The sequence below is a fragment of the Neisseria sp. P0014.S009 genome (assembly GCF_051958155.1).
Taxonomy (GTDB): Bacteria; Pseudomonadota; Gammaproteobacteria; order Burkholderiales; family Neisseriaceae; genus Neisseria; species Neisseria flavescens_C.
In genome coordinates this window covers 1-21,077 of sequence record NZ_JBQCVS010000009.1, presented here as the reverse complement: position 1 = coordinate 21,077, position 21,077 = coordinate 1, and the positions used below count along the sequence as shown (strand labels likewise).

The 21,077-nt window shown below is 46.7% G+C and carries 20 protein-coding genes, 1 tRNA gene and 1 pseudogene; 13 read left to right on the top strand and 9 right to left on the bottom strand.

What is annotated here, in order from left to right:
* Positions 1-80 precede the first annotated feature (80 nt).
* The 4 genes from ACTHS4_RS07875 to ACTHS4_RS07860 form a co-directional block, all read right to left on the bottom strand.
* On the bottom strand, positions 81-1,319 hold the full coding sequence (locus tag ACTHS4_RS07875; RefSeq protein WP_070825992.1) for an NAD(P)/FAD-dependent oxidoreductase: 1,239 nt from the start codon (positions 1,317-1,319) through the stop codon (positions 81-83).
* A gap of 134 nt (positions 1,320-1,453) precedes the next feature.
* Positions 1,454-3,772, bottom strand: coding sequence for an MMPL family transporter (locus ACTHS4_RS07870; RefSeq protein ID WP_070825991.1), 2,319 nt, complete (start codon positions 3,770-3,772; stop codon positions 1,454-1,456).
* 93 nt (positions 3,773-3,865) lie between these two features.
* Complete coding sequence (locus ACTHS4_RS07865) at positions 3,866-4,483, bottom strand: 4'-phosphopantetheinyl transferase family protein (protein WP_070825990.1); 618 nt, start codon at positions 4,481-4,483, stop codon at positions 3,866-3,868.
* A gap of 52 nt (positions 4,484-4,535) precedes the next feature.
* Positions 4,536-5,048 carry a hypothetical protein gene (locus tag ACTHS4_RS07860; protein ID WP_234395987.1) on the bottom strand — a complete coding sequence of 171 codons (513 nt, stop codon included), beginning with the start codon at positions 5,046-5,048 and terminating at the stop codon, positions 4,536-4,538.
* Between the two features lie 198 nt (positions 5,049-5,246).
* Here ACTHS4_RS07860 and ACTHS4_RS07855 point away from each other — a divergent pair.
* Both ACTHS4_RS07855 and ACTHS4_RS07850 read left to right on the top strand, forming a co-directional pair.
* A tRNA-Ser gene (locus tag ACTHS4_RS07855) sits at positions 5,247-5,339 on the top strand.
* Between the two features lie 80 nt (positions 5,340-5,419).
* Entirely contained in the window at positions 5,420-5,980 is a 561-nt protein-coding gene (locus tag ACTHS4_RS07850) for a pseudouridine synthase (RefSeq protein WP_070825989.1), read from the top strand.
* 55 nt (positions 5,981-6,035) lie between these two features.
* Here the strand turns inward: ACTHS4_RS07850 and ACTHS4_RS07845 are convergent, their stop codons facing one another.
* The 5 genes from ACTHS4_RS07845 to ACTHS4_RS07825 all read right to left on the bottom strand — a co-directional run bounded on the left by ACTHS4_RS07845 (position 6,036) and on the right by ACTHS4_RS07825 (position 12,590).
* Complete coding sequence (locus ACTHS4_RS07845) at positions 6,036-6,842, bottom strand: DUF4198 domain-containing protein (RefSeq protein ID WP_070825988.1); 807 nt, start codon at positions 6,840-6,842, stop codon at positions 6,036-6,038.
* A 170-nt stretch (positions 6,843-7,012) separates the two neighbouring features.
* Positions 7,013-8,389: a DNA repair protein RadA gene (gene radA, locus ACTHS4_RS07840; protein ID WP_070825987.1), complete on the bottom strand. Its 1,377-nt coding sequence runs from the start codon at positions 8,387-8,389 to the stop codon at positions 7,013-7,015.
* A gap of 74 nt (positions 8,390-8,463) precedes the next feature.
* A complete protein-coding gene (locus ACTHS4_RS07835) occupies positions 8,464-9,000 on the bottom strand; it encodes a hypothetical protein (protein WP_440365678.1) in 537 nt (178 codons plus the stop codon).
* A gap of 90 nt (positions 9,001-9,090) precedes the next feature.
* A complete protein-coding gene (locus ACTHS4_RS07830; RefSeq protein WP_371460475.1) occupies positions 9,091-10,563 on the bottom strand; it encodes a S41 family peptidase in 1,473 nt (490 codons plus the stop codon).
* A gap of 215 nt (positions 10,564-10,778) precedes the next feature.
* The gene (locus ACTHS4_RS07825) at positions 10,779-12,590 is read right to left on the bottom strand and encodes a murein hydrolase activator EnvC family protein (protein ID WP_070825984.1); all 1,812 of its coding nucleotides are present in this window, start codon (positions 12,588-12,590) and stop codon (positions 10,779-10,781) included.
* Between the two features lie 173 nt (positions 12,591-12,763).
* Here ACTHS4_RS07825 and ACTHS4_RS07820 point away from each other — a divergent pair, with 173 nt between their 5' ends.
* From ACTHS4_RS07820 to ACTHS4_RS07770, 11 genes and pseudogenes are all read left to right on the top strand, one after another.
* Positions 12,764-13,309 (top strand): CreA family protein, encoded by a 546-nt coding sequence (locus ACTHS4_RS07820; protein ID WP_049328632.1) that lies wholly within the window; start codon positions 12,764-12,766, stop codon positions 13,307-13,309.
* A gap of 28 nt (positions 13,310-13,337) precedes the next feature.
* Positions 13,338-13,886, top strand: a complete 549-nt coding sequence (locus ACTHS4_RS07815; protein WP_070825983.1) for a YqgE/AlgH family protein — start codon at positions 13,338-13,340, stop codon at positions 13,884-13,886.
* Positions 13,879-14,334 carry a Holliday junction resolvase RuvX gene (ruvX, locus tag ACTHS4_RS07810; RefSeq protein ID WP_003680463.1) on the top strand — a complete coding sequence of 152 codons (456 nt, stop codon included), beginning with the start codon at positions 13,879-13,881 and terminating at the stop codon, positions 14,332-14,334. Before ACTHS4_RS07815 ends, ruvX begins: the two co-directional genes overlap by 8 nt.
* 361 nt (positions 14,335-14,695) lie before the next feature.
* Positions 14,696-15,787, top strand: coding sequence for a hypothetical protein (locus ACTHS4_RS07805; RefSeq protein ID WP_070825982.1), 1,092 nt, complete (start codon positions 14,696-14,698; stop codon positions 15,785-15,787).
* Positions 15,784-16,230, top strand: coding sequence for a three component ABC system middle component (locus ACTHS4_RS07800; RefSeq protein ID WP_070825981.1), 447 nt, complete (start codon positions 15,784-15,786; stop codon positions 16,228-16,230). Before ACTHS4_RS07805 ends, ACTHS4_RS07800 begins: the two co-directional genes overlap by 4 nt.
* 59 nt (positions 16,231-16,289) lie before the next feature.
* Positions 16,290-17,186 (top strand): AAA family ATPase, encoded by an 897-nt coding sequence (locus ACTHS4_RS07795; RefSeq protein WP_440365677.1) that lies wholly within the window; start codon positions 16,290-16,292, stop codon positions 17,184-17,186.
* A gap of 9 nt (positions 17,187-17,195) precedes the next feature.
* Positions 17,196-18,217 (top strand): annotated as a pseudogene (locus tag ACTHS4_RS07790) (DUF3732 domain-containing protein).
* A gap of 171 nt (positions 18,218-18,388) precedes the next feature.
* A complete protein-coding gene (locus tag ACTHS4_RS07785; RefSeq protein WP_070825980.1) occupies positions 18,389-18,811 on the top strand; it encodes a YidB family protein in 423 nt (140 codons plus the stop codon).
* A 149-nt stretch (positions 18,812-18,960) separates the two neighbouring features.
* Positions 18,961-19,509, top strand: coding sequence for a carboxymuconolactone decarboxylase family protein (locus tag ACTHS4_RS07780; RefSeq protein WP_063068843.1), 549 nt, complete (start codon positions 18,961-18,963; stop codon positions 19,507-19,509).
* A gap of 124 nt (positions 19,510-19,633) precedes the next feature.
* The gene (locus ACTHS4_RS07775) at positions 19,634-20,725 is read left to right on the top strand and encodes an acyl-CoA dehydrogenase family protein (protein ID WP_070825979.1); all 1,092 of its coding nucleotides are present in this window, start codon (positions 19,634-19,636) and stop codon (positions 20,723-20,725) included.
* A gap of 84 nt (positions 20,726-20,809) precedes the next feature.
* Complete coding sequence (locus ACTHS4_RS07770; RefSeq protein WP_003747315.1) at positions 20,810-20,980, top strand: rubredoxin; 171 nt, start codon at positions 20,810-20,812, stop codon at positions 20,978-20,980.
* Positions 20,981-21,077: the final 97 nt, after the last annotated feature.

Genomic DNA, 21,077 nt, shown 5'->3' with positions numbered 1-21,077 from the left:
TCAAAATATTTAATGATGAGGGTAGATTTTCAGACGGCCTGTTCTGTTTTCAGTCTAGGCCGTCTGAAAGGCATTCGTCCTTATTCTACCTTCAAATCGCCCACCAATGCGGCAAGTGTGGACAAGCGTTGCTCGGATTTTTCCACGAATGGATTATCCGTGTCCCAAGCGTAGCCTGCCAGAATAGATGAAATCATGCGGCTGATTTCAGGACTGCGGTTAGGCGCGTAGATAGCATTTTGGAAGCGGAAATCGTACCAACCGTTTACATAAGTGCGGAATGCGTTCACGCCGATCATCAGTTGGTCGGCAAATTCGGTTTGCCAATCGACGGCTTCGCCTTTGAGCTGTTTGCCCAACAAATCGGCAGCCAGTTTGGCAGAGTGCAGGGCAATGGTCACGCCGGAGGAGAAGACTGGGTCGAGGAATTCGGCGGCGTTGCCCAAAAGGGCGAAATGTTTGCCGTATAAGGTTTTTACGTTGGCAGAGTAGCCTTGGATAGAGCGGAACGGGAAGTCGTTTTCCCAAACGGCTTTATCCAAAATTTCCGCCAGCATCGGGCATTCGTACACAAATTTTTTCAACACGGCTTCTGATTCGCCAGCCAGTTTGTCGGGCATGCCGACAACGCCGATGGAGCAGCGGTTGTCGCCGAAAGGAATCAGCCAAATCCAGACATCGCGATGTTCAGGATGCGTGTTGATCAGGATTTTGTTGCGATCGAATTTCGGGCTGGTGATGTTGTCGTCGATATGCGTGAAATGGGCTTGGCGCGGAGGCAGCTCGGACGGGCTTTCCAAGTCCAAAAGGCGGGGCAGGACGCGACCGTAACCGCTGGCATCCAAAACGAATTTGGCAGTCAGTTCATAGTTTTCGCCTGTATCGGACTCAACGCTCAAACGTGCTACATCGCCGCTGTTGTCAAACGCGGTTACGCCGTGTCCGAAGCGGACATCGACGCCTTGTTTTGCCGCTTCATCAATCAGGATTTTGTCGAAGATGCCGCGGCGCACTTGATAAATGGTGCCGGGGCCGTCTGAAAATTTTTCAGTAAAGTTGAAATCTGTGTAACGGCTGCCCCATGAAAACGCTGCGCCGTCTTTAAATTGAAAGCTGGGCTCGGCATGCACTGCATCGGCAAAACCGGCTTCTTCCAACATTTCCATGCAATGCGGCAACAGGCTTTCGCCGATGACAAAGCGCGGGAAATGTTGTTTTTCCAATACGCAAACTTTAAAGCCTTGTTTGTTCAGCAAAGCAGAAGCAACCGAACCTGAAGGGCCTGCGCCGATAACGGCAACGTCAAATTCTACGGACATTTGAAAATACCTTTGATTTTAATGATAAATAATGTTTAATCTATCGCCTGAAATTTTTCAGACGGCCTTTTGCAACTTGGCGATAGAAGTTGAAACAAAATATCGCCTTAATTTCAATCGTCTTCATCTTTTGTCTAATTTTTCAACAATGTGCCTGCCAGCCAAATATTGAATGCCACACCGATGGTAACCGTCATGCCGAACGCGGCAACAGCGGGCGTGCTGCTGATGGCGAGCAGGGCAAAGGAAATGGCTGTTGTCGCGGCGGCAAGCAGCATACCGCCTAATTTTGCCGGCGCGCTGTGGTGTGCGGTGGCGGCATAGACGGCATAGTCCACGCCGATGGCGGATACTAAAAGCAGGCCGAACATGGCAAACAGGCTGACGGGAATGCCGGCCAAACCGAGTACGGCAACGGTGCAGATGGCGGCGGCCAGCGGCACGGCAAGGATTTTGCTGCCGCGTTTGAAACCAAACATTTTCCACAAAAGCAGCCATGCCAACGCATAGGAAGCCAGTTTTAACCATGCGGCCTGATTGCGCGTGTGGTGGAAAAGCTCGTTTAAGTGGGCGCGCTTGTCTGCCCAATGTACGCCGGAGACATGTTGCGCCACAGCGCGTACGGCGGCTTCATCGGTCATGCCGTTCAAACGCATGACGGCAGCAAAACGGCCTGGCTCCACTTCGCCCAAATACAAGGAACGCCAAGCTTCTGCCAAATCGGTATTCAGGCCGTCTGAAAGCGACAATGGTTGCGTATCGGCGGCTTGAAGCAGGGCATCGCGCACAGTTTTGCGCGGAATACCGATTTCTGTGAGCGGTTTCCAGCTATCAGGCAACTTGGTCAATTCGCGCAGGCGGTTTTGCAGTTTTTGCTGCTCCGTTGTCGGCAGGATGAATTGGTCGGGCGATTGGATGCCGGACAGTTTGCCTTGCGCAATTAAGGGCTGCAGGGCGCGGCCGAGTTCGGCGGTTTTCTTCAACAGGGCATCTTCGCTTTGTGCTTCGGTCACCAAATATTTGCCGCCAAAATCTGTGCCGCTCAACCGGCCGATTTGTTGTACCTCAGCCAACATCGCGGTCGGCATATTGACCCATTGACGGATGTCGTCACGCCAGTCGCTGCGCCACAGTCCGACTGCCAGCAAAATTCCGCCCACGATTAACCAGCCGCGTTTGTGCAGGCGATTTTTCAGACGGTCTGACAAGGAATAGAGCTTTTCGGTTAATGCGGCAAAAGGCACGGTTTTGGCACGGTAGCGGCGAAACAGCGGCGGCAGCCATAAAACGGTGGCACCAAACGCGCCAAATAAGGCAAAGCCTGAAAATACGGCGGTTTGGCGCAGTACAGGCAAAGGGGTGAACCACAGCAGCGCGTAGCCCAAGACGGTAATTGTCAGGCTGACGGCAAAACTTGGCAAGACATGTTTCATTGCCGATTCAGCCTGCCAAACGGTCTTTTCAGACGGCCCGAATACCGACGGAGCAAGCCAGTGCAACGGGAAATCCACCAACATACCCACCAAGCTGGTGCCGATGACGATGGTCAGGATATGCACTTCGCCGAAGGTTAATAACGCAACCGCCAATCCGGTCAACATACCGGCTGCCAGAGGCAAGGACAGCAAAAATACTCGGCCGCTGCGGAAGACCCACAACAGCAGCGCAAAGGTCAGCCCAAGTCCGACCATGCTCATCAGTCGGCTTTCTTTTTCTGCGGCTGCTTTGGATACGGCAGCAAACAATGCGCCACCTGCGCTTAAGGTTTCCGCGCCGTTTTCCGAAGCGATTTGACGGCTTTGCGCCATCAGCGGTAAGAGGGCATCGTTGCCGGAAAATTGATCGCCACCGGCGAGCCGTCCGCGCAAGAATACCCAAGTTTTGCCTTTGTCTTCGGCAAACAACATGCCGTTGTCCATGTCCCACTGTAAACGGCTTTGCGGATTGGCCTTGTCGGCAACAAAGCGTCCGAAGCCCAGCCAGTCTTGTTCTAAAGACAAAGGCGAGGGGGCGGCAAACGGATTGGCCGCGGCTTCTGCACGCGCTTGAAAATAGGCTTGCGGCTGCTCAAACAGCAGGCGTATTTCGTCTTGTGGCAAAACTGCCAAACTCAGCTTCTGCATATCCGCCCGCACTTTGTCTAAATTCGGCGTCATGCTACTGTCGACTTGTTCAAATACGCCACTTTTGCGCCATGCGTCGGCAATTTGTGAGGCCGTCTGAAAAGCGGTTTCGGCATCGGTACTGCCTGCAAGCAAAATAACTTGCGAATTGAGCTGCGCTTCTGCGGCTTTATCTGCAGCCGTCAGTAAAGCATCGGGTTGCTGCTCGCTTGGCAACAACGCGGTCAAATCGGTTTGGATGCGCGCTTGTGAAGCAAAGGCATAAACCAAAAACAGGGTAAGAAACAGAATAAGGGCAGTATAGAGGCGGTTTAGGAGGCGAAGATTCATCGTTCAGACGGCCTTTTGCAAATGCTGCTGTTGGTGTGTGGAATAAGTAAAAGTGCAGTAAATTAAATCAGATTATTATTAGTTTGTCAGTTGTTAGATAGTTTGCCGGTCGGTTAAATCATTGGGTTTGAGCGAGCCGAAAAACTGCCATTGCAGAGCGACGGCTTTTCCCTTCCAAACGCAGGCAAGTGCCATCGTATTCGCTAAAATCGCGCTTGTGCCGTGCCAATCGGTTTGCTTTCCTGCGCGTAAACCGACGGGTTGCCCTGAATCGAAAACATAGCCGACCGATTTCATATCCGACGGAAAATCCAAATTTGCCGCTTTAATCAATGCTTCTTTGAAACACCACAATCGGTAAAACGTTTCAGACGACCAGTTTGCCGTTTCCAAATAGTCTTGTTCTTCCTGCGTGCAGACTAAAGCTGACAGCGCTTTGAAATCGCGCGGTCGGATAAATTCGATATCGACTCCGGCTGTTAAGGGATGAAGCGCACACAATAAAGCAGCAAAGCCTTTGCTGTGGCTCAGTGATACAGTCGCTAAATCGGTTTGCTGTTTTAACGCTCGGCTGACTTGCCAGTCTTGACGCTGTGCCAGTTGCGGCGTGGCAGCCAAACGTTGTGAATCGGCTGCGTTTAGAGATGCATGGTCGTAGCAGGCGGCAAAAGACGGATCGGCCAACAGGCAGTGAAGGGTTGTCGTATCCATAAAATAGAAAAATGCCAAACTTCATGTTGAAGTCCGGCATTTTTGACATTGCTTAGTGGAAGCTGCCTTTCAAAACCACACGGCTGTTGAATGTAGCGATGTGGCATTCGTACTCGTTACCGCCTTTGGTTACTTTGTCAAAGTAGCTAACCAGGTGAACGGATTTGGCTTTTTTGCGATGTGCAGTGCTTTGGAAGCGTTTAACCGCGCTCAGGAATGCGCGTTGGCAGGTTTCATCAGGGGTTTTGCCGACTGAGTTGGAGATTTGACGGGAAGTCAAAGTTGCGCCGGATGTGCTGCCGTAGTGAACGCGGATGCTAGGATCCAAAGCGGATTTGGCTTCGGCAGAGTTCAAAGCTACATCGACTTTACACATATAAATATCGTTTTGACCTTTGCCATTGACTTTATGGCCTTCACCCATGCTGCGGCAGGCAGAACCGGCGGCAGTTGTTTTTGGAGTAGAAGTTTGAGAGGAGGAAGTGGATGGTTGGGAATTGCCGGATTGTGAGCACGCGGCAAGCATCAGGGCGGATACGGCAACCAAAGCAGAAAAACGTAACATACGAACTCCTTTGTAATAATGGGCGTAGAAAAAGTTTACAGAAAGCAGAATCATTTTAACATATATGAAAGAAGTATAAAAACAGAATGGTGCAAAAAATATTATATTTTTATTTAAATGATTTCATGGCGTTAAGAAAGTTTGAGGCGGTAATGCTTGACGAAGGAGGGCAGGAAGCGTATATTGCGGACTTCCTTAGGAGTAATGGCTGAGAGGCTGAAGGCACTTCCCTGCTAAGGAAGCATGTGGGGTCAACCTGCATCGAGGGTTCGAATCCCTCTTACTCCGCCAAATATGAAAGACACCGTTTATACGGTGTCTTTTTTATTATCCGGAATTTCTTGGAATCTAAGGCCGTCTGAAAGTGTGAAATGAACGATTTGATTATTCTAAACAAGCCTTATGGCGTGATTTGTCAGTTTTCTGCACATGAAAAACATCAGTGCCTGAAGGATTTTGTCGAGAAACCGGGATTTTATCCGGCCGGCCGTTTGGATACGGACAGCGAGGGTTTGCTGCTGCTGACCAATAATGGCCGTTTGCAGGCGCAGATTGCCGACCCGAAATTCAAGCAGGTTAAAACTTATTGGGCGCAGGTGGAGGGTTCTCCAGATGAAGCCAAATTGGATTTGTTGCGCCGTGGCGTAGATTTGGGCGATTTTGTCACCTGTCCGGCCGAGGTCAGGGTATTGGAAGAGGGTGAAGCGGATGTTTTATGGCCGCGCGTGCCGCCGATTCGCGTGCGCAAGTCTGTGCCTGATTTTTGGGTAGAAATCAAAATTTCGGAAGGGAAAAACCGCCAAGTGCGAAGGATGACGGCGAAAGCAGGCTTTCCGTGTTTACGCTTGGTTCGCGTGGCAATAGGCTGTCTGAATCTGTTTGATTTGAATTTGGAATTGGGACAATGGCAGTTTGCGCCGCATCGTCCTTAAATAGGATGAATAAAGGCCGTCTGAAATATTCAGACGGCCTTTTGTTATGGAGAAATCAATGATGTGAATGACCGATTTGGAAAGTCAAAGTAGTGTAGTTCGCCTGTTTTTGGCACACACTTTGATCGGGGAAATCGGCTTTGTGTTCTACGCTGGCTTTCCAGAAACCTTGGCGCAATGGAATGATGCTGACTTCGCCTTTGTCATCGGTAGTATCGGAGAAAGCTTGGGCTTCGGTTTTATGGATTTTGCTGCGGTCGCTGGTGTCGAAGCCGTCAAATGTGGCGGTAACGGTGGCGTTAGGTAGCGGCTCGCCATTGAAGAGGACGCGGACTTTGAAGCGTTCTCCGACGTGGACGTTGGCGGGGTTGTCCAGCGGAACGATTTCCAGATGTTGGCCGACTTGCTTGGTGATGATGGCGATATCTGCGCTTTCGTGGCCGACATTGACGATGTTTTTACCGAACATACGGGTTTGTTCGCAATAGCTTGCATCAGGCATTTCTTTGATGCTTGCCTGCTTCCAGCCCGCGCTGTTTTTTGACCAGAAAGTCGGTTGGTATTCGGCGGTTACCAAGTAGCTGCCGTCTTTGACCGGCAGTTTGCTACGGTATTGGTAATTGTATGTGCCTTTTTGAATCATGTTTTCTTTGCCTTTTTCAGTCACCAGTTGCATGGGTTTGCTAAAAATGTGCAGGCGGTCTTTTGCGATGGGTTCAAGCTCCGGGAATTCGCCATAGCCTAATTCGGCTTCAAGGTATTCGCCGCCATGTGTGTGGGCGGTTTCAACCCAAACGCGATGGGCGTGTGCGGCAGTGCTGAACAGGAAGGCAGATGCGATAAGCAAAGCGGTTTTTTTCATGATTTCTCTCCGATTTTCGATGTGTAGAAAAGATAGAATAAAGTAGAAAAGATAGAATAAAGTCGTTCGTTATAATATAACAAAATTATTTAAATTTAAAGAGAGGCCGTCTGAAAGTTTTCAGACGGCCTTTTAGCTGATTGTTTTTTTAGGCGGATTATCGAAACGGTTTAGTCCCCGTCACGACAAACATCAATCGCTTCCTGCAAACTGCTGACGCCGTAGATTTTCAGGTTCGGAAACTCTTTGGCGTTGCGCGGCATATTGGCTTTTGGGACGATGGCGCGTTTGAAGCCGAGTTTTTCCGCTTCTTTGAGCCGCTCTTGCCCGCGTGCAACAGGGCGGACTTCGCCACTTAAGCCGATTTCGCCGAAAACCACGGTTTTTTCAGGCATGGGGCGGTTGCGGAAGCTGGAGAGCATGGCGAGGATGACAGCGAGGTCGGCGGCGGGTTCGCCGATTTTGACGCCGCCGACGGCGTTGAGGAACACGTCTTGGTCGAAGCAGGCAATGCCGCCGTGGCGGTTGAGGACGGCGAGCAGCATGGCGAGGCGGTTTTGTTCAAGGCCGACGGTGAGGCGTTTGGGGGTGAAGCCGTGAGCGTCATCGACCAATGCCTGAATTTCGACCAAAAGCGGGCGGCTGCCTTCTTGAGTGACCAAAACACATGAGCCGGGCGTGTCGTCGCGGTAGCTGGCGAGGAAGATGGCGGACGGGTTGGACACGCCTTTCAAACCGTTTTCGGTCATGGCGAATACGCCCAATTCGTTTGCCGCGCCGAAGCGGTTTTTAATGGCGCGTATCATGCGGTAGTTGGAATGTTGGTCGCCCTCGAAATACAGTACGGTATCGACCATATGCTCCAGCACGCGCGGGCCGGCAATCGCGCCGTCTTTGGTAACGTGTCCGACCAGTATCATGGCGATGCCCATCTGTTTCGCGATACGCGTCAGTTGGGAGGCACACTCGCGCACCTGCGACACGGAGCCGGGGGCGGAAGTGATTTGGTCGGAATACATGGTTTGGATGGAGTCGATGACGACGACTTCGGGCTGATGCTGTTTCAACGCCGTCTGAATCGCTTCCATGCGGATTTCGGCAAGCAGGTTCACGCCTTCGGTCGGTAGTTCCAAACGTTGCGCGCGCAGGGCGACTTGTTGGGCGGATTCTTCGCCGGAAACGTACAGCACTTTGCGGCTTTGCGCCATTTTGGCGATGGTTTGCAACAACAGCGTGGATTTGCCGATGCCGGGGTCGCCGCCGAGCAGGATGACCGCGCCATCTACCAAACCGCCGCCCAATACGCGGTCGAGTTCGCCCATGCCGGTCGGATTGCGCGGCACTTCGGTGGCGGTGACGGCGGAGAGGGATTGGACGGTCGAGGTGTCCGCCGCCCAAGATTGGAAGCGGGCGTTTTTCGGTTCGGGCGCGGCAAGGCTTTCCTGAAGCGTGTTCCACTCGCCGCAATGCGGGCATTTACCCTGCCATTTCGGGGAAGTGCCGCCGCATTCGGAACATTGGTAGATGGTTTTGGGGGCTTTTGCCATGGTGTTTTGTTTCCGCAGTATTTTAGTGGGAAGGCCGTCTGAAAAGTGAGGGAGGTTTTCAGACGGCCTTGAGATTATGGGCGTGTTTTTTTGCTGTTTTCAAGATGGTTGAGTATTTTATCCGGATCTTGTTTAAAGTAGCTGGTTTGGTTGCCACTGGCTTTGCCAGTCAATTCCAACATGCCGGGCAGGCCTTTGATGATGAGGATTCTGGCTTTTATGGTACTTTCTTCACCTATTTTTTGTTTGTTTTGTTCTTCTTTGCCGTTGATGGAGGTTTTATAGTCAGTTACGGTTTGGTGGATTTCTTGTTTTTTCTCGTCAAATGTCCAATTAAAGTCCTGTCTGATGGTGAAGATTTTGTTGGTGGCTTTGAAACTCATTATGGCGATGTCTGTGCCAGTGTTGTCGGGGTTAAAGATGGTTGTGTTGATAAGAGCGCCTTCTTCGTTTTCGACTGCATTGCCCCAGAAACCGTGTAGGTTTTCACCGGTAATTTTGTTGGCAATGTACATTTCAGAGGCTTGTTCGGGTTTGGCTGCCGATGATACTGGGGAGTTTAAGAGGAATAGGCCGGTCAGGACGGGGAGGATGAGTTTGGAAATGTTCATGTTTGTTTTTGCCTTGGAGTAGGAAAGTGTTTATAGGCCGTCTGAAAATGGGAAAGTTTTCAGACGGCCTTTTATTGGATAAAGATGGGTTTATTTTTTGCTGTCTTTATCCTCATCTTTTTTCGGTGCAGGTTTTTTCGCTGCCAAACCCAAAGATTTTTGCCATTCGGCTGGATTTTTTACCAAGTCCAAGGCTTTGCGGAGCTGATCGTCTTTGGCCGGATTTGGAATGCGGCGGCTGGAGATGTCTTCATCTTTGTCTTTTTTGGACTTGTCTTTATCGGCTTTGGTTTCGGCGTTGGCAGGCGTTTCAGTGCTGCTGTTGACGTCTTGGCCGCCCAACGGATTGCCGATATGACCGACCAAATCGGCTTCGCGGCTTTCAAAGGCGCGGTCTTTATCTTTGACTTCAACGTCAGGAACAATGCCTTGTGCTTGAATCGAGCGGTCGTTTGGCGTGTAGTAGAGGGCGGTGGTCAGTTTAACTGCGCTGCCGCCGGAAAGCGGAATCAGGGTTTGCACTGAGCCTTTGCCGAAACTTTGTGTGCCGACGACGACGGCGCGTTTGTGGTCTTGCAATGCACCGGCAACGATTTCGGAAGCGGAGGCCGAGCCTGCGTTAATCAGGACGGTCATAGGAATGGTTTTCAGCTCGGCAGGCAATCCGGCCAACGGGTCTTTGCCGCTGGTGGTGATGTAGTCTTCAGCAGTTGCTTTGAGAACCATGCCTTCTTTTTTGTTGCGGCCTTTGGTGCTGACAACGGTTACGTCAGGTTGCAGGAAGGCTGCGGATACGCCGACTGCGCCGTTGAGCAGGCCGCCCGGGTCGTCGCGCAAGTCGAGGATGATACCTTTGAGCGGGCCTTTGTTTTCTTTGACGAGGGCTTGTGCGGCTTCGTTGAGTGCGGCAACGGTGCGCTCTTGGAATTGGGAGACGCGGATGTAGCCGTAGTCTTTTTCAAGCAGGTGATGGCGCACGCTTTTGACTTTGATGATGGCGCGGGTCAGGTTGACGACGATGGGTTTGTCGGCATTTTTGCGTGAAAGGGTCAGGGTGATTTTGGTACCCGGTTTGCCGCGCATTTTTTTGACGGCTTCGCTGACAGTCAGGCCGCGGGTAGAGGTATTGTCGATTTTGACGATGAAATCGCCGCTTTTCACGCCGGCGCGTTCTGCCGGAGTGTCTTCAATCGGGGCAACGACTTTGACGAAGCCGTCTTCTTGTCCGATTTCCATGCCCAGGCCGCCGAATTCTCCGCTGGTGGATTCTTTCATTTCGGCATAGCCTTTTTTGTCCATATACTCGGAATGCGGATCGAGATCGGACACCATGCCTTTCATTGCGCCTTCAAAAAGCTCGGCATCGGGTTTATCTTGGTAATAGTTGGCTTTGATTTGGCCGTACACTTCTGCCATGGTGCGGATGGTCTGCACGGGCAGGGCCTCGTTATCTTTTTTGTCTTTTTCGGCGGCAAAACTTTGTACACTCAGGCTGAGGGCGATGCCGCTAAATGCGCCGAGAGTGTAGATTGCAACTTTTTTCAAAGTGGATTTTGTTGACATTCGTTTGACTTTCTTTTTGTGTACGGTAAGCAAAGTGGTTTTTGTTTTCTCTGAACCCGTTGACTTTATGTGATTTAAACGCTTGGAACAATAAGTTTAAGGTAAAAGTTTGTTGTTTAATGTGCTGAACAGGCGTGAAAATCGTGTTTTATTGTAGTTTATGATGAAAATTCAGACGGCCTGAAGGGGAAAATTCACTCAGGCCGTCTGAAACATCAGTTAATCCATGAAAGCGGATTCATGACTTGTCCGTTGTAGCGGACTTCAAGGTAAAGGCCGGTTTCGCCCGACGGCAAAGTGCCGCTGGTGCCAATCTTGCTGCCGGCATTGACGGCGTAGTTTTGGGCGATGTCGATTTCGTTCAGGCCGGAGTAAATGCTGACATAGCCGTCACCGTGGTCGAGGACGACTACTTTGCCGTAGCCTTCAAGTTCGCCGGCAAAAGTAACCGTGCCTGAGGCAATGCTGCTGACCGGAGCAGGAACGGTATTGTAGAACACGCCTTTCCAAACTTCGCCATCGCCGCGGTCTTGACCAAACAGGCCTGCCAGTGTGCCGTTGACCGGTTTTTTCAGACGGCCTTGCATACGGCTGAAGCTGTTGGCGTTGCTGACGGTCAAGCCTTGGGTGTTCGGGGCTTGCAGTTTCATGTCTTCGTCAGTCAGCGTAGACATGGCGGCGCGTTCGGCTTCGGCTTTTTGTTGGGCGGCAGCCTGCTCTTTGCGGGCTTTTTCAGCGGCGGCCAAACGGGCTTCGGCGGCTTTTTTACGCGCTTCGGCTTCGGCTTTGCGTTGATCAGCCTTGCGTTTTTCCAAATCTTTCAAGAGATTGTTGAGGCGTTGCTCGTTTTCTCTGTGGTTGATTTTCTTTTGCGCTTCTTTGGCCATTTGCGCGTTTTGACGGCGGCTTTCGGCTTGTTCGGCGGTATTGGTTACGCCTTGTTGACGCAAGGAAGCTTGGATATTGGCTTGCAGTTTTTTCAGGTAGGCCAATTCATTGTTGATTTTTTGCTCTTGCGCTGCCAGCTCTTTCTGTTGTTTTTCCAAGTCTCTCATGACTTGGTCGTTGGCGTTGTTGATATAACGCGTGTAACGCAGGAAGCGGGTTTTTTGACCGGCATCGGCGTTTTTCAGGAAGAGGGCAACCGCATTGGGCTGGCTGTTTTTATAGTTGCCGGACACAAAGCGCGAAATTTGGGCGCGCGTGTTGGAAACTTCGGCTTTTAACTGGTTGGCATCGGCATTGAGTTTTTGGAATTTTTCCCAAGCGTCGCGTTGTTTGCGGTTGATGCCGGAGAGGTTGTTGCGTGTTTGTTGCAGCTGTTTGAGCGTGGCATTAACATGGATAATGAAACCCTCGTTGCGTTTGGCAAAGGATTTCTTGGTTTCCATATCGTTGGCGGCGGCAGTTACGGCTGCTTTGAAATCGTTTTCGGCTGAAGAAGCGGCTTTTGGCTCAACTTTAGGCTCGGCTTTTTTGTTGTGCTCTTTGGCTTTTGTGTCTTTTTTAGCGTCTTTTTTGTCGTCAACCGCTTTTTTTGCAGGCTCTTTGGCTTTGGTTTCCTTAGGATCTGCTTTTTTTACGGGTTCTTTGGCTTTGCTGTCTTTTTTATCTTCAACAGGTTTCTTGTCTTGTTCTTTGGCTTTGCCGGATTTTGCGGCTGAGTTTTTTTTGTCTTTTGCCGTTTCTTTAGGCTCTTCGGCTTTGCGGTTGGCCTTTTTATTGTCGGCAGCAGCTTCGGCGGCTTTAGCCGTTTTGTTTTTGGCTGAAGCGCGTTCGTTTTTGTCGGCAGTTTCCTTCTTTTTGGCAGCTTTGGCTTTAACCGCTTTTTTGTCTTCCTCTTTTTCTTTTACCGCTTGTTTTTTTGAGGTTTCTTTTTTTACATCTGCCTTGGCGGCTTCTTTCTCTTTTTTCACGGGCGCAGCTTTTTTGACGGCGGCCGCTTTTTCTTTCGGCGCGTCTTTGGCAGCATAGGTTGGCAGGGAGAAACTGAGCAACAGGGCGAGAATGAGGGGTTTGTAACGCATGGTTCGATCTTGCTATCAAAGTAGGAACAATAGGACGGATTATACTGTCTGTCAGGCCGTCTGAAAATAATATCGGGTTGCAATATGGACGAACGGTCTTATATAGTAACGATAGAGTAGGCGGACGGGGTTTAGTCTGCCTGGAAACTGACAGTCTGCATCGACAGGATATTATGAAAAAATATTTATTAGTAGTGTTGGGTGCCATGGTTTTGGCGGCTTGCGGTGACAATACCGATAAAATCGGACGCGCCAGTACGGTGTTTCATATGCTGGGTAAAAACGACCGTATTGAAGTGGAAGGTTTTGACGATCCTGATGTGCAAGGGGTTGCCTGTTATATTTCGTACGCGAAAAAAGGCGGTTTGAAAGAAACGGTCAATCTGGAAGAAGATGCCAGCGACGCATCGGTTTCCTGCGTACAAAGTGCGGAAGTCATCCGTTATAACGAGGCTGCGGTTTTGAAACCGCGACAAGTGTTCAAACGCAGTGCCAGCATAGCATTTAAGAGCCAGCAGATTATCCGCTACTACGATCCGAAACGTAAGTCTTTTGCTTATTTGGTATACAGCGATAAAATCGTTCAAGGTTCGCCGAAGAACTCTTTGAGCGCGGTATCGTGTTTTGCCCATGCGAAAACCGATACGCCGGTACCGGCAGGCGGCGCGGTTTACGGTGCGTGCGTGGTGGACGCGCCGGTTGCCGATGGACAAAAATAATAAAATCAGCTTAATAGATTAAAAGAATATGAATTTAGCCAACCATTTCCTGATTGCCATGCCTCATATGGATGATCCGTTTTTTACGGATACGGTCATTTATGTGTGCGAACACGATGAAGAAGGTGCGCTGGGCATCATCATCAACAAACCTTCGCCGATTACCATGGACATGATTTTCGCCGCCGCCGACCGCAATATCCCGTTGCGTCTGCAACATGAAAACGTGATGATGGGCGGGCCGGTTCAGATTGAGCGCGGCTATGTCGTGCATACGCCGATCGGCCGCTGGCAAAACAGCATGGTGGTAACCGATAACGTGGCACTGACTTCTTCGCGCGATGTAATTGAAAACTTGTCTAAAGAAGGTGCGGTGGACAAGGCTTTGATCAGTATTGGTTATTCCAAATGGGGCAAAGGGCAGTTGGAGCGCGAGCTGGCAGAAAATATTTGGCTGACCGTCCCTGCGGATGAGCATATTCTTTTTGATGTGCCTTACGAGCTTCGTTATGCCGCCGCTTTTGAAAAATTGGGCGTCAATCCGAACGCCTTGGTTTCAGGAGTCGGCCATGCCTGATGCACCAAAAGGTACGGTTTTGGCCTTTGACTTCGGCGAGGCGCGTATTGGCGTGGCGCAGGGGGATGCCGAGTTGGGCATGACCCATCCGCTGGCGACGGTAACCGGCAACAGCAATGATGAAAAATTCGAGGCTATTGCCAAGCTAGTCAAAGAATGGCAACCCAAGTATTTTGTGGTCGGCCTGCCGACGCATACCGATGGCACGGAGCATGAGCTGACCCGTTTGAGCCGCAAGTTTGGCCGCCGTTTGCACGGACGTTTTAATTTGCCGGTTTATTGGGTGGACGAAAGGATGTCTTCCTTATACGCGGAAAGCCTACTTGCGGAAGCCCAAGTATTTGGCCGAAAACAAAAATCCGTGCTTGACCAAGTAGCGGCGCAGGCGATTTTGCAAGGCTTTTTTGAAGGTGGCGCGGCCGAGTATTTTAATGGCCGCGAAGAATAAGCATCAAAATTAAAGGCTAAAACCATTGTGAAATAACTCTCTTTATCTTTTCACTCGATAGCGGAACTTAAACACAGGGTTCTGTTTTTTTTGTTCCAAATACGCCTTTTATTTCCCTCGGATACACGATTATTAAGTATCCGAGGGAAATAAATAGAATGAGGAATAGCCAAAACTTTGTGTTTAACTTCTGGTTATTAAGTAAAGAAGATTATTTTGTAAATATATTATCAGACTTAATAAAAAGTATGTTGAATAGAGTAAGTAAAAATTCAAAAATATTATAGTTTTAACTCAATTTACTCTTTTTATATCATGTGAAGTATAATATTTTAGAGTTACAAATTTTGGAGAAGATCATATGGTGAAAGAAACAAAAAATTCTGCATTGACAACCGCACAAGCTTTTTATCATCAAAGTATAGTAGCTCTTGATAAATGTTTTGATATGGGCAAAGGGGATTGTATTTACCTTGAAAAAGATGGTGATATTAGCCTTATTACTGAGGGAGAAAATACAGGAAGCCAAATTGAAATAAAAGATGTTGCAGCGGCACTTACTGATTATCATGAAAGTTTTTGGAAAACACTCAAAAACTGGTTAGCACCCGAATTTAATCATGGACAATATAACCATTTGATCTTACATACTACTCAGCTTTTTGGAAAAACAACAAAACTGGCTCAATGGAATGATAGTAGTCCTCAAGAGCGACTAAAAATACTTAAAGACATTCATTCTTCTAATTCATCTACTTCTGAAATAGCAAAAATGCAAGAAGATATTATGAATAAAGTTGATAATTTTCTTTTACCAGTTATTGGAAAAGTAACGTTATTTACTGCATCGGAAAGCAAAGAACAGATACTAGATAGGATTAAAAAAAGAAATCTTTCAGGAATTCCATACAATAATCAAGATGCTTTTCTACAAGGCTTGATTGGTTTTATTTACAATCTAGGAAATAAAGAGAGTTGGCGTATTTCTTATGGAGAATTCAAAGCAAAATGTGAAGACTTAACATCTAATTTACGTAGAAAGGAATTTACGTTTCCTGATTTTCAAGGATTGATAGCAACAGAACAAGAAGTGGCAAAAAACGCAACTAAGAAATTTGTTTCAAAAATACAAGATATTAATTATCAAGAGGTAATTTCTGAAGCTGTAGGTAATTGGTTAGAGTTTACAAAATCACTTAGTGAAGACTTAGATAATAGCCCTGTTTATAGAGAAAAAACAAAGGGTTACCAGGCGGAGCTTATTTCTATTTATAAGACAAAATATCGGAAAGCTAGGAGGAATTCTACGAATTCTTGTGACTTGTATGATGATATTATTGGTTCTGAACCACTCCTTATAGGTAGCGATAGACCACATATAGCCTATAGAAACGGTGTTATGCATGATGCTATGGATAATAATGATGATTTGAAGTGGGATACTACAAAATGAATACTATTGATGCATTGTACTTAGCTAAATATAACCCTTTCAAGTATGGTAAATATTTAGCTGATTTTTATTCTGAATTAACGGGAGTAGAGAAAAACTCATTACTTTTACCTATTCTTATTCCCTTATTTACCCACCCATTTTTCAAAACCCAAATAGAAAATTCAAATATCCGGAGTTCTATGCATACTGTGTTCTTTAAACATTTCAAAGAATTATATGATTTACAGGATAGGATAAACTCATTAAAGATATTGACATCAGACAGTATCCAATATTGTTTAGTCAATGAATGGTTAGAAACTGATATAAATTCCTTATCATTTATTCCTATCCAAAAAAAGAATAGTAAAAAAAGAATTAGAGTTGCTAAAAATCTTGCTAAATTATTTAGTAATCGTTCTATTTATGAAATTTATATATCGTTAGGAATCAAACCATAAAAACAGTTATCCATGAAATAGGTGTACTAGATCAATTAGGAAAAATTCACAAAATTGAATTGCAAGAAGGCTTAAATATTATCACTGGTAAATCTTCAACAGGAAAAAGTGCTTTAATTGAAATTTTTGATTATTGCTTTGGTGGAGGCTACACCGTTCCAAAGGGGGTAATAACTCAACATGCAGAAATCTATTATTTGTACTTACAAATCCAAGAGCAATATTTTGTTCTTGGTAGGAAAAAAGATAATGGACGTGGATTTTTTAGGAGAGAAGATGCTTACCAATTTAACTTAATTTCTTCAGATTATTTTTTAGAAGAATATTTTCTTACCAATGAGAACTATAAAAAACAGTTAACTAAGCTATTTATAGATATTGTTGATATTAATGAATCTCAGGAAACAACCGAATTTAGAGGTCGTTCTTTACCTAGCCCCTCGGTAAGAAGTTTTATGTCCTTTATTTTACAGCATCAAAATTTAGTCGCAAATAAACATGCTCTATTCTATCGATTTGACGAAAGAGAAAAAAGGGAACAGGCTATTGCCCATACTAAAATCTTCCTTGGTTTTGTCGATCAGAAATATTATTTACTTTCTCAAGAGGAAGCCCAGTTAAAATCCGAAATTAAGGCACTCGAAAAGGAACAAAAAATTATCGAAAAATACATCAACGAAAATAATATTAGTATAGAGAATCAACTTAATGTTCTTTATTCTTTGATGGGAATGGAAAGTCATCCTGTTAAGATGGAGGATATTAGGAGAAACGCTCAAGACTCAAAGCAAACTTTAAATAAAGTTGTTACAGATGAAAACATCATCTACGATTCCAATAGGGAAGCGGTTTTCTTTAAAGGTTTATTAGATAAAATAAATAATGATGACAATAAAAGAAGAAAGTTATCTTTTAAATTAGAGTCTATTCGTAAACACTTAGATACTGAAAAATAAGTCTCTAATATGCTGTCTTCGATGGAATCATTAAATCAAGTTCAAGTTGGTGTTTGTGTATGCCCTTTCTGCTTATCAGAAAATAATTCACTCACAAGACAGGCAGATCTTCTCGGTCAAGCTATGAAAAAATTATCACAAGATATTGCTCTGAATCATTCACTAAGGTCTCAGTTAGAAGTTGAAGAACGAGAGATCAGCCAAGAAATTCGCGATCTTGATAATAAAATTAAGGAAACAAGACAACAAAAAAGAGAGCTAGAACAAAAAAACGAAGATGTTAAAAAAATTAAGAGTCGTTATGAGCAAATTTTGCAGATCAAAGCGAGTCTATTTTCCATGCTTGATATTCTTGTGCAAAAACAGAGTGGCTTAGGGAATGGTGATGAAATAAATCAATTGAAACAAAGATTAAGCAGCGTTGAAGCAAGTTTAAGTAAGTATAGTTTCAAAAATGATTTAAGCAAAGCTGAAGAGAGAATTAATCAGATCATGTCGGAAATTGGAAAATATTTTGATTTTGAAGATTCTTATAAGCCAATTAATTTGAAATTTTCTTTAAATAGCTTTGATTTGTATCATGATGGTGAAAAAGAGAGATTTATTTACGTTCAATGGGAAGTGGTGCAAATTGGCTTTATTGCCATATTACTTTATTTTTAGCCTTGCACCAATATTTTATTGAATTAGAACATAATGGTTTTAATGTGGCTATACCTTCTATTCTATTTTTAGACCAACCCACGCAGGTGTATTTTCCTAATTTTCAGCATGATAATGCTGAGATATTTGATACTAAAGATATTGCAAATCTGGAGCATAAAGAAAACATTGATGGCGACATTAAAGCTGTAACCCACTTATTTATAAGGTTAGCTAAATATTGTCATGACTTAAAAGAGCAATATGGATATGCACCACAAATTATCATTACCGATCATGCGGATAACTTGGACTTAGGCGATTATGAATTTGAATCGTTTGTGAAAAGTAGATGGAGAACTCGAGGCCTAATTGACATTGATGAATGATACTAATATAACCGATTTTCTTTCCCAATACGCACAAAAGTCTTGGCCTTTGTTTTGTTACGGCTTTGGGATAAAAGAAGTTTAGTTTGGTTAAGCCTGATTTTTTCCGGCATAAATTTTGCTACACTCCGCTTTCTTTTTTTAGACATAAACACACACAAGGAAAAAGTCATGGCACTCATGGACAATCTTTTGAATGCGGCTACCCAAATGTTGGGTGGCAACAGCGGAAACGGCGCACAAGGTTCTCTGACCGATATGGCGATGGATTTGGTGAAACAGCAAGGCGGCGTAGGCAACCTGATCAACCAACTGCAACAAGGCGGTTTGGGCGATGCCCTGAGCAGCTGGATTTCCAACCAATCCAGCAACCTGCCTGTGTCCGGCAGCGACCTGCAAAATGCTTTGGGTAGCGATACGGTAAACCAAATCGCGCAAAAATTCGGCGTGGATGCCGGTCAAGCAGGCGATTTGTTGGCAAAAGTATTGCCTGACTTGGTCGATAAAGCCACTCCTAACGGCACGGCTCAAGATGCGGATGGCTTCGGCTTGGATGACATCGCTTCTATGCTGCTGAAAAACTTTATAAAATAATGAGTTGAATCGTTATGATAAGGCCGTCTGAATCCGTTCAGACGGCCTTATAACTTTTGGTTTACGGTAAATAACCAATTAATCTTTTTCTAACAAAAACGAATGGCTTATCATGCCCACTTCGTTTTATTACAAAAAAGGTCATAAAAATGTCACGTTTAACCATACACACAGTTGAAACCGCTCCTGAAGCTGCTAAACCACGCATTGAAGCCGTATTGAAAAACAACGGCTTTATTCCTAACCTGATCGGCGTTTTGGCCAATGCGCCGGAGGCTTTGGCGTTTTATCAAGAAGTCGGCAAAATGAATGGTGCCAACAGCCTGACTGCCGGCGAAGTCGAAGTCATTCAAATCATTGCCGCGCGTACCAATGAATGCGGCTTCTGCGTTGCCGGCCACACTAAACTGGCAACCTTGAAAAAACTGCTTTCCGAACAATCCATCAAAGCTGCGCGCGCGTTGGCTGCAGGCGAGTTTGACGATGCCAAACTGAGTGCTTTGGCGACATTCACCCAAGCCGTTATGGCGAAAAAAGGCGCGGTATCCGACGACGAGCTGAAAGCATTCTTCGATGCCGGTTACAACCAACAGCAAGCCGTTGAAGTCGTTATGGGCGTTGCTTTGGCAACCTTGTGCAACTACGTCAACAACCTTGCCAAAACTGAAATCAACCCTGAATTGCAGGCATTTGCCTAATCTCATCAAAGGCCGTCTGAAAATTCAGACGGCCTTTTAGTAAAAAGCAAGGATATCCTTGTTGCCAAGAATAATTCATGAGTAGAACCATCTACGCTTCAAACCTTATTCAGAGGAAAAAATCATGACACGCGAAGCTTTACTGAACAATGTTGCCGAACTCGTTAAAAGCAAATTAAAACCATTGGTAGACGACATCGACCGCAAAGGCCTGTACCCGAAAGAATTTATGCTGGAATTGGGCAAAATCGGCGGTTTTGCCGCGACCGGTACGGTTGAAGAAGGCGGTAACGGTTTGGGTTTGGCAACGCAAATCGCCGTATTGCGCGAAATCGGTAAAGAATGCGGCGCGACTTCGTTCAGCGCATGGTGTCAGGCAGCTTGCGCGTGGTATCTGCATCAATCCCCCAACCAAGCGGTTAAAGCCAAATATTTGGCCGATATTCTGCAGGGCAAAGTTTTGGCCGGTACGGGCATGTCCAATACCGTCAAACACCTTGCCGGTATCGAAAAACACAATCTGCAAGCCGAACGTGTCGAAGGCGGCTACAAAATCAACGGTGCTTTGCCTTGGGTATCTAATATCGGCGAAGACCACATTTGGGCAAATACCGCCCAAATCGGCGACAGCTATGTGATGTTTATCACCGGCGGTCAATGGGAAGGCGTTACCCTGCAAGATTGCCCTGAGTTTTGCGGTTTGGAAGGCACGCGCACTTACAGCCTGAATTTTAAAGACGTGTTTATTCCCGATGAAGATGTGATTGCTGCGCCTGAGCAGTTCCAGTCTTATATCCCGACCATTAAAGCCGGTTTTATCTTGCTGCAAATGGGTATCGGCGCCGGTGTGATTGACGGTGCGCTCGGTATTATCCGTATGGCCAATGTAGTGAACGCGGAAGTGAACGCTTACCTTGACCACAGCTACGATGAGTTGAAAGCTGCGTTGGACGGCGCATGGGCGGAAACCGAACGCCTTGCCGATGATGCGTGGAACAATAAACCTGACACGCTGGCAACCTTGAAACTGCGTGAAGCGGCTGCCGTATTGGCATTGAACGCCACTCAATCTGCCGCATTGCATGCAGGCGCGAAAGGCTATCTGATGCGCAGCCCGGCACAACGCCGCGTCCGCGAGGCCATGTTTGTCGCCATCGTAACACCGGCCATCAAACATCTGCGTAAAGAAATCGCCGCTTTGGAAGCAGCTCAATAAATTCAAAATATCAACAATAAAACACACGAAAGGCCGTCTGAAAATACGGTTTCAGACGGCCTTTTAAAATAGAAGGAACACCAAATGGCTCAATATATGTGCGGCCCTTGCGGCTGGATTTACGATGAAGATGTCGGCGACCCCGAACACGGCCTGCCGGCAGGTACCAAGTTCGAAGACATCCCCGACGACTGGAAATGCCCTGAATGCGGCGTAGGCAAAGAAGATTTCTACCTTCTGGACTTTACCATATAAATTATCCGATTATTTAATAAAAAGGCCGAGACCTTTGCAAAAAAGCCCTTCCTTCGACAGCTGAAACTCCAAAACAGGTTTTCGTCTATTTCCGCTC